The organism is Nocardioides sp. P5_C9_2 (assembly GCF_054049555.1).
On record NZ_JBFUMD010000002.1, the window covers coordinates 12,501 to 27,800 of the forward strand.

A 15,300-nucleotide genomic window follows, 5' to 3' on the forward strand; every position below is an offset into this window, starting at 1 on the left:
TGTTGAGCGTGCGCTCGCCTGAGTCCTTGGGATCGCCGATCATGCCGGTGGCACCACCCACGAGGACGTACGGCGTGTGCCCCGCGTCCTGGAGTCGGCGTGCCGTGACCAGCTGGACGAGGTTGCCCATGTGCAGGCTCGGCGCGGTCGGGTCGAAGCCGACGTAGAACCGCACGCTTCCCCCGGCCAGCGCGGCACGCAGCGCATCGATGTCGGTCGAGTGGGCGACGAGTCCTCGCCAGGCCAGCTCGTCGAGGACGTTCGGGGTCGACACGGGGGTGGTCCTTCCGGTGGGGGTTCTCCCCCAGCCTGCCAGACGACGGCCACCCCTAGCATGTGTGATCTCCCCCTATGGAAGGCGTGACGTGATCGCAGGCAGGTACACCCTCGAGCGCGAGGTCGGTCGTGGCGGCACGGGTGCCGTGCACCTCGGCCGCGACGAGGTCCTGGGCCGACAGGTGGCGCTGAAGCGGATCGGCATGGTCCCCGGCGCGGACGCACCCGACCTGGCCCGCGCGGAGCGTGAGGCCAGGCTGGCTGCGGCCCTCAACCACCCGCACGTCGTCGCCGTCTACGACCTCGTCGTCGAGGACGACCACCAGTGGCTGGTGATGGAGTACGTCGAGGGCGAGACCCTCGCGCAGCGCATCCGGCGTCGCGAGCGACTCGGCACGGAGGAGGCCGCCGCACTGCTGTGGCAGGCCGCCGACGCCCTCGCCGAGGCGCACGCCCACGACATCGTCCACCGGGACGTCAAGCCGTCGAACATCCTGCTGACCGCCTCGGACCAGGCCAAGCTCACCGACTTCGGCATCGCCCGCGCCCTGGCCGACGCCAGCCTCACCCAGACCGGCCTGGTGACCGGCTCCCCCGCCTACCTGGCCCCCGAGGTGGCCTCCGGTTCGACCGCCACCGCGGCCAGCGACGTCTGGTCGCTGGGCGCGACGCTCTTCCACGCCCTCGCCGGGCACGCGCCGTACGACGTGGGCGCGAACCTCATCGGCGGCCTCTACAAGATCGTCCATGAGGACCCGCCGCGGCTCCCGGACGCCGGCCCGATGGCCGAGGTGCTCGAGCACACGATGGTGCGCGACCCGGAGCAGCGCTGGAGCATGGCGCAGGTCCGCGACCACCTCGACGCCCTGCGCCGCGGTGAGACCCCGRCCCAGGTGGTGCCGGTCTCCACGGCGACGACCCACACCCCGGTGCAGCCCGTGGACGCCGTCCCGGCCGCGGCGGCGGCACCGCCTCCCCGTTCCGGGCGCACCGGGACGATCGCCACCGCGCCGCGGTCGGCCCGACGCCGGCGGTCCGTGCTGCCGTGGCTCGTCGCCGCGGCCGCCGCGCTGCTCGTCGGGATCCTGGTGGTCGCGTCCCTCCAGGACGACCCCGGGCAACCGGCGGCCGACTCCGGCACCGRCTCCGAGACGTCGAGCCCGTCGAGCCCGTCGAACCCGTCGCCGAGCAGCGAGTCACCGACGCAGGAGTCGCCCACCGGGGAGGCCACCAAGCCCGCGACCCGTCGGGAGATGACCCAGTTCATCGAGGGCTACCTCTCCACGGTGACCTCGGACCCGCAGGCGACCTTCGAGATGCTGACCCCGGAGTTCCAGGAGGCCAGCAACGGGTTCGAGGGCTACTCCGGCTTCTGGAGCACGGTCGAGTCGGCGACGCCGAGCCAGATCACCGCCGACCCCGAGTCGCTGACCGTCACCTACGCCGTCGACTACGTCATGGCGAACGGCGACGAGAGGTCCGACGACGTCTCCCTGCAGCTCGTCCGGCAGGACGACACGTACCTGATCGCCGGGGAGGCCTGACCCGACGACGGTCCGCTCCCTACAGTGGCTTCGTGGCCGACGGCGGGAACGGGATCAACGATGCGCTGTACCGCACCATCGTCGAGGAGTCTCCGGACGGCATCTGGGTCTTCGACCTCGAGGGTCGCACCATCTACGCCAACGACGCCCTCGCCGAGCTGTACGGCGTGGAGCCGGGCGACGTCGGCTCGCTGACGGTCTTCGACACCCTCGACGAGCCGGGTCGGGTGCAGTTCCACTCGCACCTCGTCGCACTGCGGGAGGGCCGCTTCAACCCGCACGACGTCGAGTGCCAGTGGGTGCGGCACGACGGCAGCACCCGGTGGGTGCTGGTGCGGGAGAGCGCCGTCCGAGCGGAGGACGGCACGCTGATCGGTGTGCTGCACCGGGTCAGCGACTACTCGCACCGTCGGGCGACGCTGACCGCGTTGACCCAGGCGCGGGCCGACCTGGCCGACAAGGTGTCGCAGTACGACCTCCTCCAGGGCATCGCCAGCGCCGCCAACGACGCCCACAGCCTGGTGCAGGTCCTCGGCCGCGGGCGCGAGCTGCTGCTCCTCATGCCGGACTGGGAACGAGCCGTGGCGTTCCTCGTGGAGGGCGACCGCCTCACCCGGCTCCACCCGGTCCCTGATCAGCGCGACGCCGAGATCGCCGACGACGAGACACACCCCGAGCGCGCCGCGCGCGAGCTGGAGGTGGCCGCCCGCGCGGCTCGTTCCGGCACCAAGGAGTGGGACGACCGGCGGGTCTCCGTCGCCTTCCCGATCCGGCACCTCGGACGGGTGCACGCGGTCGGCGTCATGACCGCGACTCCTCCGCTGGAGCGCTTCGAGCTGATCGAGCGCATGCTCGACCACGTCGTCCAGCAGCTCGAGCACGTGCTGGCACGGGAGATCGCCGAGCTGTCGCTGGCCGAGGCACGCGATGCGGCGATGATGGCCTCGCAGCAGAAGTCGGACTTCCTCGCGACCGTCAGCCACGAGATCCGTACGCCGCTCAACGGGGTGCTGGGCCTCAACGACCTCCTGCTGCGGACCGGGCTCGACGCCGAGCAGCGACGGCTGGCCGACGGCATCCGCACGTCCGGCCAGCTGCTGCTCTCGCTGATCAACGACATCCTCGACTTCAGCAAGATCGAGGCCGGCCGGGTCGTCCTCGAGCAGATCGACTTCGATCTGCGGGCCGTGCTCGACCAGGTGGCCGCGCCGATCGTGGGAGTCGCCACCGCCAAGGGCCTCCAGCTCGAGGTGGCGTACGACGCCGGCGTCCCGGCCGTGCTGTGCGGGGACCCGACGAAGCTCAGCCAGGTCTTCGCCAACCTGCTCACCAACGCCGTGAAGTTCACCGACGTCGGCAGCGTGCGGGCGTCCGTGCGCGTCCACCCCCTGGCCGACCGCTGGCGGCTGACCGTGCGGGTGGACGACACGGGTGTCGGCATCGACTCGTCGACGACCGACGTCTTCGCGCCGTTCCAGCAGGCCGACTCGTCCACGACCCGGATTTTCGGCGGCACGGGTCTGGGGCTGGCGATCTCCCGCGAGCTGGCCCAGGCCATGGGCGGCGACATCGGCTACACGAGCACCGCGGGCTGCGGCAGCAGCTTCTGGTTCACCGGCGTCTTCGGGCCGGCCACGGGAGCCGAGCCGGTCACGCTGGCCGAGCCGGTACGCCCGGAGTCCTCTGCGGTCGTGGCCCCGCTGCGGGTGCTGGTCGTGGAGGACAACCGGGTGAACCAGCTGGTGGCCACCGGCATGCTGACCGCGCTCGGTCACACCGCCGACACCGCCGAGGACGGCGTCGCCGCCCTCGAGGTCCTGGAGCGGGAGGCGTACGACCTGGTCCTGATGGACGTGCAGATGCCGCGCATGGACGGGTACGAGGCCACCCGCCAGATCCGCGCCCGCGAGGGCGACGGGGAGCGCACCCTCGTCATCGCGATGACGGCCAACGTCGTCGCCGGCGAGCGCGAGCGCTGCCTGGCGGCCGGCATGGACGACTTCCTCACCAAGCCCGTCGACCTCGAGCAGCTCACCCGCACCCTGGCCCGATGGTTCGCCGGCGAGGGGGCGCTCGACCTGACCCGCCTCGACCTGCTGCGCGACATGGACCCCTCCGACACGTCATACCTCGAGCGGGTGACGGGACGCTTCGAGGAGAGCAGCCTCGCTGTGGCCGACGACCTGAGGTGTGCCGTCGAGACGGACGACGCCGACGCGTTGCGCGCCCACGCCCACAAGCTGGCCGGCGGCGCCGCCAACCTCGGGGCCGTCGAGGTAGCGGCGCTGGCCCGGGAGCTCGAGGCCCTCGGCGATGCCGGGACGACGTCCGGGGCGGGCGCGGTCCTCGTCCGGCTCGTCGCCGCGCTGGAGCGGGCCAGGACCGGACTCCGGGCCTACCGCGAGCGGTGGTGGGGGCCCGCGTCGTAGGACGCGGACCCTGCGTAGGGCGGGTGGGGCTCGAACCCACGACCCAAGGATTATGAGTCCTCTGCTCTGACCGACTGAGCTACCGCCCCGGGGCGGGGTGAGCCTACGCAACTGGCCGGTTCGCCGGACGCATCGGGCGTCCGCGGGCGACCATGTCGTCCATGCGCCGCCTCGTCACCACTCTCACCCTGCTGCTCTCGACCGTCGCCGTGCTCGTGGCCGGTGCGCTGGTCGGGAGCGTCGTCCCGGCACAGGCCGGCGTCACAGCGCGCTTCGCCGACATGGACTGCAGCGACTTCCCCACCCAGGCGGACGCGCAGGCGTTCTTCCTCGCCGCCGGGCCGGGTGACCCGCACCGCCTCGACGCCGAGGGCGACGGGCTGGCCTGCGAGTCCAACCCGTGTCCGTGCACGGGCTCGGCGCCGGTGCCCCTGGTCGGGCAGTCGACCACCCCGACCCCCGCCCCGGCCCCGGCCCCGGCTCCCGCGTCTGACCCGAGCGGGTCCGGGTCGAGCGGCCCGGTGCAGCGCCACACAGGGACCGTCGTCCGGGTGACCGACGGGGACACCCTGAAGGTCCGCGTCGCCGGCGTCGGGATCCGCGACGTGCGGATCCTCGGCATCGACACCCCCGAGGTCTACTTCCAGCGCGAGTGCGGCGGTGCGGACGCCTCCGCACGGATGGCCGAGCTCGCTCCCGTGGGCTCCCGGGTCGTCCTCACCTCCGACTCGAGCCAGGCCGACCGCGACCGCTACGGGCGGTGGCTGCGGTACGTCGCGCGGCGCGGGACCGACGTCGGCAAGGCACAGCTGCGCGCCGGCCTCGCGACGACGTACGTCTATCGGGGCAACCCCTTCACCCGCACCCGGGCCTACCGCCGCGTCGAGGCACGGGCCGAGCGGAGCGGTCGCGGCCTGTGGTCGCGCTGCTGGTCCTGACCCGCGCTCACGCCACCCGGACGGGGTGGCGCACGACGGCATCGAAGAAGTAGCCGTTGTCGTTGTACGCCGCGACGAGCGGCTGCGTGCGTCCGACGGCGTCCGTGGCCCGCGCGAGCAGCTCGTGGCTGCCCGCGCGGGGGCGCGCCCACTGGATCGACCAGCGGGTCCACCCTTGCTGCTGGCGACCGACCCGATCCAGGACCGCAGGGCGCCAGGAGCGGCCACCGTCGAGGCTGACGTCGACCCCGGTGATCGGAGCGGCGCCGCTCCACGAACGGCCGGTGAGCCGCACGGGCCTCTGCGCGGGCAGGGTCGCGTCCCAGGCGAGCTCCCAGGCCGAGCGCACCGGGTTGACCGTGAGCGGCGGCGAGTCGGCGGGGAAGTCGCCACCGGTCATCCGGTACCACTTCGTGTTCCACGGCGAGGTGAGCTCGGAGGTCGAGACCTCGAGCGAGCCGAGCCACTTGATGCTCGCGATCCCCACCCACCCGGGCAGCACCAGTCGCAGCGGGAAGCCGTGGTCCGGGAGCAGGGGGTCGCCGTCGACGCCCCACGCGAGGAGCGCGTCGTCGAGCGCCTTGGCGACCGGGAACGGGCGGCGCACCCGGCCGTAGTCGACTCCCCCGGTGACGTAGGGGTCGTCGAGCCCGGTGGCCTGGATCGAGACCGCGCGCGGGTCGAGCCCCAGGGAGGCCAGCACGTCCCGCAGCCACACGCCGTCCCAGCGCACGGTGCCGACGGAGCCGAGGGACCACTGCGTGCCCGTGGCGGGCCGGCCCTGCTGGGCGGCGAAGAAGCGACGGCCGTTGCCGGTGCACTCGTGCACGGCGGTGAGGGAGGCCGTCGGCAGGGCCTTCAGGTCGGTCAGGGACAGCGCCACGGGGTCGGTCTCCGTGCGGGACGTGCCGAGGCCGTCACCGAAGATCCGCAGCCGGTAGGACGCGGCGTCGACGGTCGGTGTCGCGGTGTGGTTGCGCACGAACAGCCGCTCCTGGGTGGTGCGGTAGCGCCGCGGGTCCACCGAGTCCCACCGCATCTCGGCGTTGGTGCCGAAGGGGACGAACCACTCGGGCGGGATCGGCTTGAGGATCGGCCCGGTGGCGGCGACAGCCAGGGACGGGCGGGCCGCAGCGACCACGCCGACGGCTGAGGCGAGGGTGAGGAAGCCGCGACGGCTCAGGGGGGCACTCGTCATGCCTCGGACCTTAACCCATTAAGTCAGTCATTTCACTAGACCATGGTCTCGGGATCCTTCACCTGCATCTCGTGCATCCGTTCCACCGCCCGGTAGCCGAAGCCGGTGTTGGTGCGGTACATCGGCAGGTTGTCGGGGTCGGTCCAAGTGTGGAGGGCGACACGGTCCGGGTGCTCGGCCTGCAGGATCGCCAGAGTTGCCGCCTTGAGCGCCGCTCCCAGGCGGCGACCGCGGTGCCCGGGCATCACCAGGGTGTCGTCCTGGATGGCGTGGTCGGAGCCGTGGCCCAGGTAGGTGAGGGAGTAGCCGCCGAACGCGCCGTCCTCGCGCCGGCGGGCGGCCGCCACGATCGAGGCGTACGAGCGCCCGGTGCGCTCCTCCCCCACCCGCAGCCGTTCCACGGTCATCTCGACCGGCTCGTGGTCGAGCTCACCGGCCGGTACGTCGTGGTTCATCCGGGTCCGCATCGCGCAGTAGGCGTCGACGTGCTCGTCGGGACAACGCTCCCGCCACGTGAGGATGTCGTAGCCGGAGGGCTGCACCGCGGGCGGTGTCGCGGGCAGCGGGAGCAGCAGGTGGTCCTCCACGTGCACGCTGCGGTAGCCCAGCGCGGTCGCGAACGCCAAGGCCGGCGACTCACGGCCCGGGACGGCGTACACCTCGCCGCAGGCGCTCGCGCGGCCCGCGGCGATCCTCAGACGGGTGGCCTCGTCGTGGAGGGCTCGACCCACCCCTCGGCGCCGGTGACCGGGCAGCACCGAGATCTCGAGGTCCGCCAGGTGCGTGTTGTCCTGCAGGGAGAAGCCGAGGTCGGCGGCCCCGACGACGGCTCCGTCGACGATCGCGACGAGGGGCTGGTACCGGCGGTAGTCGCTGGGGTGACGCCACGCACTGAGGAGTGCGTCGTACGTCCGGAGCACGGCGTGGGGGCGGTCGTGACGCGCCGCCTCCTGCTCGACGACGTGGAACGCCCGCGTCACGGCGTCGCCCTGCACGTCGACCTGCCGGATCTCCATGCGGACATCCGACCCCATCCGACCCATCGCCCGCCACCGGTTTGAGTGCCATGCTCGACCCATGACCGACGTCGAACCGCTTCCCGAGGACTGGCAACGCGCCCTGTGCATCGTGGCGCACCCCGATGACCTGGAGTTCGGCGCGGCCGCCGCCGTCGCCCGCTGGACGGGGCAGGGCAAGGAGGTCGTCTACTGCATGGTGACCAGCGGCGAGGCCGGGATCGACGGGCTGCACCCCGACGAGTGCCGCGGCGTGCGCGAGGCCGAGCAGGTCGAGTCCGCCCGCCTGGTCGGCGTGCCGGTGGTGGAGTTCCTCGGCCTGCCGGACGGGATCGTGGAGTACGGCGTGCCCCTGCGCCGCACGCTCGCGGAGGTCATCCGGCGGCACCGTCCCGACGTCGTGGTCACCGGCAACTTCCGCGACTCGTGGGGCGGGCAGTCGCTCAACCAGGCCGACCACATCGCGGTCGGGCGGGGTGTCCTCGACGCGGCGCGGGACGCCGGCAACCGGTGGATCTTCCCCGAGCAGCTCGACGGGGACCTCGAGCCCTGGGGCGGCGTACGCGCCGTGTGGGCGGCCGGCTCCCCCGAGGCCCGGCACGCGGTCGACACCACCGCGACCTTCGACGCGGGGGTCGCATCCCTGGAGGCGCACGTGGCCTACATCGACGGGCTCGGGTGGGAGGACTTCGACCCGCGCGAGTTCCTCGAGGGGATGGCGCGACAGACCGGGCAGCGACTCGGGGTGGCCTTCGCGGCACCGTTCGAGGTCTACTCGCTGGGCTGGGGCGACTGATCGGCGCCCCCACCCCCTCGTCCGCCGCGCTCGACGCCCTCCGCGAGGCGTCCTCGTGGCTGGCCCGGCGGGACCCGGCCGTCGCTCCGGACGTCGTGGTCCTGTGCGGGAGCGCGGTGCTGCGGACCCTCGACGTGGCCGCCGCCCTGCTCGACGCGCACCCGGGCTCCCGGCTCATCGTCACCGGCGGTCGCGGCCACTCCACACCCGCCCTCCTCACCGCCGCACGCCGGTGGGTGCCGGTGGACGACGGCGGGTCGGAGGCGTCCGTGCTCGCCGGTCTGCTGGTCGCACACCACGGTGTGGACCCGGACCGGATCACGCTGGAGGAGGCGTCGACCCACTGTGGCGAGAACGCGTCGCTCACCGCTCCCCTGCTCCCCGACGGCACCTGGGTGCTGGTCCAGGACCCGACGATGCAGCGGCGGACCCACGAGTCCTTCCGTCGGGCGCTGTCGGGGCGCGCGGTGACGCTCGCCAGCCTCGCGCCCTTCGTGCCGGACGTCCGCCCGGACGGCGGGTACGACGACGTGGGTCAGCGGGCGTGGGAGATCGATCGCTTCGTGGACCTGGTGCGCGGGGAGCTGCGTCGCCTGCGCGACGACGCGCACGGCTACGGCCCGCGCGGCACCGGCTGGATCGGGCACGTGGACGTGCCGCCGGTGGTCGAGGCCGCCGCCACCGTGCTGGCCGAGGCGTTGCCCGAMGCGTCACGCGCCTGACCGGCGGGGCTCAGCGCTCGCGCAGCAACAGGTACGCCGAGCCGAACGCGACCATCGCGCCCGGCAGGACCGCGAACTGCTCGGTGAGAGTGAGTGCGACCAGCGAGACGCCGACGACCCCCGGGAAGACGACCGAGAAGGCGGAATCGGGGGCTGACTCGTCACCCCGGGCCTCGGGGGTCACACCACGCAGCACGGACATGTCAGTAAGCCTAGCGACATAGTCTTCTTTGGTCGAGGGCTCTCGTGCCGATCCCGGCCATTCGTCCCGGCGACAGGAGTCCCAGGCCCCTGTCAGCGGCCCTCGGGTCCTCCTAGGCTGCCAGGATGATCCGGTTCCTGGTGCGCACCGCCATCTTCCTCGTGTCCGCCGCGGTGGGGCTGCTCGTGGCGGCGGCGATCATCGACGGCGTCGACGTGACGACGAGCGGGTTCCTCACCGCGGTGATCCTCTTCGCGGTGATCCAGAGCATCCTCGCGCCCTTCATCGCCAAGGCGACGGCGCGCAACGCCTCGGCGCTCCTCGGCGGCGTCGGCCTGCTCTCGACGTTCGTCGCGCTCTGGCTCACGACCCTGATCGGGGACTCGCTCACCATCGACGGCGGAGTGGGCACCTGGCTCACCGCCACCGTCATCGTCTGGCTGGCGACCGCGCTCGCCACCCTGCTCATCCCGCTCGTCCTGGTGAAGTCCGGCGTCGAGGCGGCACGCGCCCGACAGGCGTGACCCGCGAGTGCGGAAAGGGCCCCCGACCTGCGACGTACACAGGTCAAGGGCCCTTCGATGGCTCCCCCGGTTGGACTCGAACCAACAACCCTCCGGTTAACAGCCGAATGCTCTGCCAGTTGAGCTACAGGGGACCGCTGAGCAGCGAGAGCACACTAGCAAGGCGGGTACGGCGTTGAGAAATCAGGTCAGCCCCACGTCTGCGCGGGCCGCGACGAGGGCGTCCGTAGCCGCCGTGCGAACCGTCGGGTCGTCCGGGTCGATGCCCTCGTCGTACTCGTAGAACCACTCGATCGACGCGTTCCCGCGGGGGGCCCGACGACCGATGACCCGGACACCGCGTCGCCCGGCGAGCGCCACGTGGCGCTGGAGCACGACGCTGGCGGTCACCCGCTCGCGGACCAGCTCGAGGAGCCGACCGGGCTCGACGAGACCCATCTCGTGCTCCACGCGCTGCTCGCCCCACGACCCGACCAGGGAGACCCGCAGGACGTCGGTCTCGTTGTCCCAGTCGGCCGCCTCGACCCGTTCCCAGGGGATCCTGGCGGCCGCGTCGGCGGACTCGTCGCTCCCGACGTACAGCGCGTCGCGGGTGCCGACGAGTGTCCGTCCGTCGTCGCTGCGGCACCAGGCGAGGACCCGCTCCCCCGGGCCGACCGTGAGGCCGGGGCCGGACGTGCGGCGCAACGACCTCACTGGGCCGCCACCTGCTGGTCGCGCAGGGTGCGACGGTGCTGCTCGAGGGCCACCAGCTCGCCGAACATCTTGTTGTACTCGGCCTGGTGCTCGACCGGGTTGGTGCGCTGGAGGCGCGACTTGAGGTCGGCGATGCGCCGCATCGTGGTGAGCTCCTGCAGGCGGTAGACGTGCGCGGCGACGTACTTGGGGGACGGTGCGGCCGGGGTGAGCACCGGCTCGACGCCGAGCTCGGAGATCGCGGACGACACGTGGGGGTCCGACACCGACGACCGCACGCGGGTGCTCCAGCCCTCGTCCTCGGCGCCGGCGGCCGGCCCCCCGGCCGCGGCGATCGCCTCCCACACCGCCCGGAAGACGGGGTGGCTGAAGTCGTCGGGGCCGAGGCCGTTGATGACCCGGCCGACGGCCGCCGGGTGCTGGATGACGATCTTCAACGTCTCCCGCTCGATGTTGAACCGGGGGTCGCGCAGGCTGGGCAGCTGCTTGCGCTGCGGGGCCGGGGCGGCGTCCTGGTCCGGCGTCGTACGACGGGGGTCCGCGCGGGCCTCGGTGCGTCCGGTGCTGGCGACAGGCCGGTTGGCCGCGCGGCGCACCTCGGCGCGGGCGTCGTCGACGTCGACACCGATCATGCCGGCGATCTCGCGTGCGAAGGCGTCGACCTTGGACTTGTCGCGGATGCTGGAGACCAGGGCGGCCGCCTCGCGCAAGGCGTCCACCCGGCCGTCGGCCCGGTCCAGGTCGTACTTGGTCAGCACGTTGCCCATCACGAAGCGGTAGAGCGGCTTGCGGGTGGCGATCAGCTCACGCACCGCGGCGTCGCCCTTCTGCAGGCGCAGGTCGCAGGGGTCCAGGCCGTCCTGCTCGACGGCGACATAGGTCTGGGACACGAAGTTCTGGTCGCCCCCGAAGGCACGCAGCGCGGCCTTCTGGCCGGCGGCGTCGCCGTCGAAGGTGAAGATCACCTCGCCGCGGAACTCCTCGTGGTCGTGCAGGAAGCGACGCAGCACCCGGGCGTGGTCGTCACCGAACGCGGTACCGCAGGTGGCCACGGCGGTGGGGACGCCCGCCAGGTGACAGGCCATCACGTCGGTGTAGCCCTCGACCACCACCGCCTGCGAGGACCGGGCGATCTCGCGGCGGGCCARGTCGAGGCCGTAGAGGACGGTGTTCTTCTTGTAGATCGGCGAGTCACCGGTGTTGAGGTACTTCGCGTCGATCCGGTCGTCGTCGAAGATCCGGCGGGCGCCGAACCCGATGGTCTCGCCGCTGGCCTCGCGGATCGGCCACAGGAGGCGACCGCGGAAGGCGTCGTAGTGGGAACGACCCTGCTTGACGAGACCGGCGGTCACCAGCTCCTCGTTGCTGAAGCGACGACCGCGGAGGTGTCGCAGCAGCGCCTCGCCGTCGCGGGGGGCGAAGCCCACACCGAAGGTCTCCGCGCTCGCCTGGTCGAAGCCCCGCTGGCCGAGGAACTGCCGGGCCACGAGCGCGTCCGGGGTGCCGAGCTGCTCGGCGTAGTACTCCTGGGCGATCTTGTGGGCCTCGATCAACCGGCCGCGGGCGGGTCCGCGCGGACGCTCCACCTCGTCGCCGTCCTCGCGCCGCAGCACCACGCCGTACTTGTCGGCGAGGCGCTCGAGGGACTCCGCGAAGGACAGGCCGTCGATCTTCATCAGGAAGGAGATGACGTCGCCGCCCTCCTGGCACCCGAAACAATGAAAGAACCCGCGCGAGGGGTTGACGTTGAACGACGGCGACTTCTCGTCGTGGAAGGGGCACAGGCCCTTGAGCGACCCGCCACCGGCGCGCTTGAGGGTGACGTACGACGACACGACGTCGTCGATGCGCGCCTTCTCGCGTACTTCGGCGATGTCGTCGTCGCGGATCCGGCCTGCCACGTCGCGGAGTCTACGTGCGGCGTGCATGCCACCCCCACGGGTGCGCCCGGTTCATATTCGAGGACAGGTGGGGCACGTTGGAGGAATGACAGATCCCCGGACGACCGACGACCAGACCCTCGGTGGGCTGGTGTACCAGATGACCCAGCAGGTCCCGGAGCTCATCCGCTCCGAGATCCGCCTGGCCCAGGCCGAGGTGGCCGAGAAGGGCAAGCGTGCCGGCGTCGGGATCGGCATGTTCAGCGTGGCCGGGCTGCTCGCGTTCTTCGCCCTCGCCACCCTCGTCACCACCGCGGTCCTGGCGCTCGCGCTCGTCGTGGACGCCTGGCTCGCCGCGCTGATCGTGGCGCTGGTCCTGCTCGCCGCGGCCGCCGTGGCCGGGATCATGGGCAAGAACAAGGTCGCCTCCGCAGGGCCTCCGAAGCCGGAGCGCGCCCTGGAGGGCGTCAAGGAGGACATCGCCACCGTGAAGGGTGCACACCATGAGTGACCACCAGTCCCCCGAGCAGATCGAGGCCGAGATCGCCGCCCAGCGCGAGCAGCTCGCCCGGACGGTCGACCAGCTCGGCGCCAAGCTCGACGTGAAGTCCCAGGCCAAGGCCAAGGTCGCGGACGTCAAGAACCGCGCCACGACCGATGAGGGCACGCCACGGCCCGAGGTGCTGGCCGCCGCCGGCTCCCTGGTCGCGATGGCGCTCGTCCTGGCGTGGTGGCGCCACCGGTCATGAGCAGCGACACGCGCGGCACCTCCCGTCACGAGTCCACCACCGCCGACCCCGAGGACCCCCGCAAGCCCGACAGCCCCGGGGACCTGGACAAGCGCTCGTGGATGTACGTCGCGCGCAAGACGTGGCGTGAGTTCTCCGCCGACCAGTGCACCGACCTCGCGGCGGCCCTCACCTACTACGCGGTGCTGTCGATCTTCCCGGCCGCCATCGCCCTGACGTCGCTTCTCGGCCTGGTCGGCCAGGCCGAGGAGTCGGTGCAGACGGTGCTGGACGTCCTGGACCCCCTCGTCTCCTCCGACATGCTGGGGACGATCGAGCCCACGTTGACCCAGATCGCGCAGTCCCAGAGCGCCGGGCTCACCCTGGTCCTCGGCCTCGCCGGCGCGTTGTGGACGGCATCGGGGTACGTCGGCGCGTTCGGCCGCGCGATGAACCGGATCTACGAGATCCCGGAGGGCCGACCGTTCTGGAAGCTTCGCCCGGTGATGCTCCTCATCACGGTCCTCGCCCTCGTGCTGATGGGCGCCGTGCTGCTGATGCTCGTCGTCTCCGGTCCCGTGGCGCAGTCCATCGGCAACGTGGTCGGACTCGGCGATGCCGCGGTGACGGCGTGGAGCATCGCCAAGTGGCCGGTGCTGGCGATCGCCGTCGTGCTGGTCGTGGCGATGCTCTACTACGCGACGCCCAACGTGAAGCAGCCGAAGTTCCGGTGGATCTCGGTCGGCGCGCTCGTGGCGATCGTCGTGTGGGTGCTGGCGTCGCTCGCCTTCGCGTTCTACGTCGCCAACTTCTCGTCGTACAACAAGACCTACGGCTCGCTGGCCGGCGTCATCGTCGCCCTGCTCTACCTGTGGCTCACCAACCTCGCCCTGCTGTTCGGCGCGGAGGTCGACTCCGAGCTCGAGCGGGGCCGCCAGCTCCAGGCCGGGCTGCCGGCGGAGGAGGAGCTCCAGCTCCCCGCCCGGGACACCCGCAACATCCGCAAGGCGGAGGAGAAGGAGGCCAAGGACATCGCCGAGGGCCGACGGATCCGCGAACAGCACGACCCCCAGACGTACACGCACGACCCCCACCGAGAGGAAACATGATGAAGAAGCTGTTGATACTGGTCGCCGGAGGAATCGGTTACGTGCTCGGCACCCGCGCCGGACGCGAGCGCTACGAGCAGATCAAGAACGTGGCCACCAGGGTCAAGGAGGACCCCCGCGTCCAGGACGCCGCCCACCAGGCGGCCGACACGGCCAAGGCCCAGGCCCCGGTCGTGAAGGACAAGGTGACGGCCGCCGCCACCGCGGCCGCGGACAAGGTGAAGCCCTCGGGCAGCAGCAACGGCTMCGACCTGGAGTCGCAGCTCAACCCCGACAACGTCGCCCTGCAGGACAACCCGTACCCCCAGGGCGACCTGCCCTGAGGCTGGCCGACCCCTGCGTCGGTAGGCCGTGGTGTCAGCCGACCAGGGTGGCGTGCCGCGACACCGCGCTGGCGTCGGTGAGCGAGGCCACCTGGTCGACGACCACGCGGCGGCGGGCGGCATCGTCGCCCGCCGCCGCCCAGTCGTCGGCGAACGGCCGGTCGAGGGCGTCGGGACCGCGGTCCCACATGACCCCGAAGAGATCGGCGAGCAGCAGCCGCTGCCGCTCCATCAGCACCACCCGGTCCGTGGCCTGCATGACGTAGTGGGCGGCGACCCCCTTGAGGATGCCGATCTCCACCTGCGTCGCGTGCGGCACCACCAGCTCTGCGCGGTGCCGCACCAACGGACCGTCGGCGGCCGCGAACGTGGCCGCCTGGACGCTGCCGCAGAACCGGCCCACCAGGTCGCTGGTGAGGTTCTTGATCGCCGCCAGGTCGCGCCGGGTGCCGGTGTACGGCGTGGTCGGCCAGCTGCCCTGCCGGCGCATCGACGCCAGCGCCTCGTCCAGCTCGTCGTCGTCGGCCCGGGGCAGGTACCACGCGCGGACCGTCTCCCACAGCGCGTCGAGGTCGAGCCGGGTGAGATCGAGACGGCCGGCCACGATGCCGTCCTCGACGTCGTGCACCGAGTAGGCCACGTCATCGGCGAGGTCCATGACCTGCGCCTCCACGCACTGGCGGCGCCCGGTGACGCCCTCGCGAACCCAGTCGAAGACCGGGGCGTCGTCGTCGTACACGCCGAACTTGACCACGAACCGGGGCGTGCCGTCGGCGTGCACCCCGCCGGGTCCGGGGGCACCGTCGCGCGGCCACGGGTACTTGGTGCAGGCGTCGAGCGTCGCCCGGGTCAGGTTGAGCCCCACCGAGTCGCCCGACGCGTCGAAGGTCTTCGCCTCGAGGCGCGACAGGAGCCGCAG

17 protein-coding genes and 2 tRNA genes (1 of these 19 cut by a window edge) are annotated in these 15,300 nt (G+C 72.2%); 10 read left to right on the forward strand and 9 right to left on the reverse strand.

Translation table 11 applies throughout. The features are described from left to right. Positions 1-274, reverse strand: the start of a protein-coding gene (tyrS, locus tag ACXJKL_RS00185) for a tyrosine--tRNA ligase (RefSeq protein WP_457205028.1). 992 nt of this gene lie to the left of the window's left edge; only the first 274 of its 1,266 coding nucleotides appear in the window; its start codon is at positions 272-274; the stop codon falls past the left edge of the window. A 91-nt stretch (positions 275-365) separates the two neighbouring features. Here tyrS and ACXJKL_RS00190 point away from each other — a divergent pair, with 91 nt between their 5' ends. After that, positions 366-1,820 (forward strand): serine/threonine-protein kinase, encoded by a 1,455-nt coding sequence (locus ACXJKL_RS00190; protein ID WP_457205029.1) that lies wholly within the window; start codon positions 366-368, stop codon positions 1,818-1,820. A gap of 32 nt (positions 1,821-1,852) precedes the next feature. Continuing rightward, positions 1,853-4,249, forward strand: a complete 2,397-nt coding sequence (locus ACXJKL_RS00195) for a response regulator (protein WP_457205030.1) — start codon at positions 1,853-1,855, stop codon at positions 4,247-4,249. 15 nt (positions 4,250-4,264) lie between these two features. Here ACXJKL_RS00195 and ACXJKL_RS00200 read toward each other — a convergent pair. Beyond that, positions 4,265-4,338, reverse strand: a tRNA-Ile gene (locus ACXJKL_RS00200). A 72-nt stretch (positions 4,339-4,410) separates the two neighbouring features. Between ACXJKL_RS00200 and ACXJKL_RS00205 the strand changes: the two genes are divergently transcribed. Next, entirely contained in the window at positions 4,411-5,187 is a 777-nt protein-coding gene (locus ACXJKL_RS00205) for a thermonuclease family protein (RefSeq protein ID WP_457205031.1), read from the forward strand. 7 nt (positions 5,188-5,194) lie between these two features. Here the strand turns inward: ACXJKL_RS00205 and ACXJKL_RS00210 are convergent, their stop codons facing one another. Continuing rightward, positions 5,195-6,385: a molybdopterin-dependent oxidoreductase gene (locus ACXJKL_RS00210; RefSeq protein WP_457205032.1), complete on the reverse strand. Its 1,191-nt coding sequence runs from the start codon at positions 6,383-6,385 to the stop codon at positions 5,195-5,197. 35 nt (positions 6,386-6,420) lie between these two features. After that, positions 6,421-7,401 (reverse strand): GNAT family N-acetyltransferase, encoded by a 981-nt coding sequence (locus tag ACXJKL_RS00215; protein ID WP_457205033.1) that lies wholly within the window; start codon positions 7,399-7,401, stop codon positions 6,421-6,423. Positions 7,402-7,462: 61 nt separating this feature from the next. On the opposite strand from ACXJKL_RS00215, the gene ACXJKL_RS00220 reads away from it, so the two are divergent. Together ACXJKL_RS00220 and ACXJKL_RS00225 are read left to right on the forward strand one after the other, a co-directional pair. Continuing rightward, positions 7,463-8,197, forward strand: coding sequence for a PIG-L deacetylase family protein (locus ACXJKL_RS00220; RefSeq protein WP_457205034.1), 735 nt, complete (start codon positions 7,463-7,465; stop codon positions 8,195-8,197). A gap of 95 nt (positions 8,198-8,292) precedes the next feature. After that, positions 8,293-8,919 (forward strand): YdcF family protein, encoded by a 627-nt coding sequence (locus ACXJKL_RS00225; RefSeq protein ID WP_457205035.1) that lies wholly within the window; start codon positions 8,293-8,295, stop codon positions 8,917-8,919. 10 nt (positions 8,920-8,929) lie between these two features. Here ACXJKL_RS00225 and ACXJKL_RS00230 read toward each other — a convergent pair whose 3' ends face one another. Next, positions 8,930-9,121 carry a hypothetical protein gene (locus ACXJKL_RS00230; protein WP_457205036.1) on the reverse strand — a complete coding sequence of 64 codons (192 nt, stop codon included), beginning with the start codon at positions 9,119-9,121 and terminating at the stop codon, positions 8,930-8,932. Between the two features lie 125 nt (positions 9,122-9,246). On the opposite strand from ACXJKL_RS00230, the gene ACXJKL_RS00235 reads away from it, so the two are divergent. Then, positions 9,247-9,645, forward strand: a complete 399-nt coding sequence (locus tag ACXJKL_RS00235; protein ID WP_457205037.1) for a phage holin family protein — start codon at positions 9,247-9,249, stop codon at positions 9,643-9,645. 58 nt (positions 9,646-9,703) lie between these two features. Here ACXJKL_RS00235 and ACXJKL_RS00240 read toward each other — a convergent pair. The 3 genes from ACXJKL_RS00240 to dnaG form a co-directional block, all read right to left on the reverse strand. After that, positions 9,704-9,779 (reverse strand) — tRNA-Asn (locus ACXJKL_RS00240). Between the two features lie 49 nt (positions 9,780-9,828). Beyond that, a complete protein-coding gene (locus ACXJKL_RS00245) occupies positions 9,829-10,332 on the reverse strand; it encodes a hypothetical protein (protein ID WP_457205038.1) in 504 nt (167 codons plus the stop codon). Between the two features lie 5 nt (positions 10,333-10,337). Continuing rightward, positions 10,338-12,242 carry a DNA primase gene (gene dnaG / locus ACXJKL_RS00250; protein ID WP_457205039.1) on the reverse strand — a complete coding sequence of 635 codons (1,905 nt, stop codon included), beginning with the start codon at positions 12,240-12,242 and terminating at the stop codon, positions 10,338-10,340. 85 nt (positions 12,243-12,327) lie between these two features. On the opposite strand from dnaG, the gene ACXJKL_RS00255 reads away from it, so the two are divergent. Genes ACXJKL_RS00255 through ACXJKL_RS00270 form a run of 4 tightly spaced genes read left to right on the forward strand, consistent with a single transcriptional unit; the run spans position 12,328 to position 14,381 of the window. After that, the gene (locus ACXJKL_RS00255) at positions 12,328-12,732 is read left to right on the forward strand and encodes a phage holin family protein (RefSeq protein WP_457205040.1); all 405 of its coding nucleotides are present in this window, start codon (positions 12,328-12,330) and stop codon (positions 12,730-12,732) included. Continuing rightward, complete coding sequence (locus tag ACXJKL_RS00260; RefSeq protein WP_457205041.1) at positions 12,725-12,970, forward strand: DUF3618 domain-containing protein; 246 nt, start codon at positions 12,725-12,727, stop codon at positions 12,968-12,970. Before ACXJKL_RS00255 ends, ACXJKL_RS00260 begins: the two co-directional genes overlap by 8 nt. After that, on the forward strand, positions 12,967-14,058 hold the full coding sequence (locus ACXJKL_RS00265) for a YihY/virulence factor BrkB family protein (protein ID WP_457205042.1): 1,092 nt from the start codon (positions 12,967-12,969) through the stop codon (positions 14,056-14,058). Before ACXJKL_RS00260 ends, ACXJKL_RS00265 begins: the two co-directional genes overlap by 4 nt. Next, positions 14,058-14,381: a hypothetical protein gene (locus tag ACXJKL_RS00270; RefSeq protein WP_457205043.1), complete on the forward strand. Its 324-nt coding sequence runs from the start codon at positions 14,058-14,060 to the stop codon at positions 14,379-14,381. Before ACXJKL_RS00265 ends, ACXJKL_RS00270 begins: the two co-directional genes overlap by 1 nt. A gap of 34 nt (positions 14,382-14,415) precedes the next feature. On the opposite strand, the gene ACXJKL_RS00275 is transcribed toward ACXJKL_RS00270, so the two are convergent. Continuing rightward, positions 14,416-15,300, reverse strand: an 885-nt coding sequence (locus ACXJKL_RS00275; protein ID WP_457205044.1) for a deoxyguanosinetriphosphate triphosphohydrolase, incomplete at its 5' end; no start/stop codon positions are given.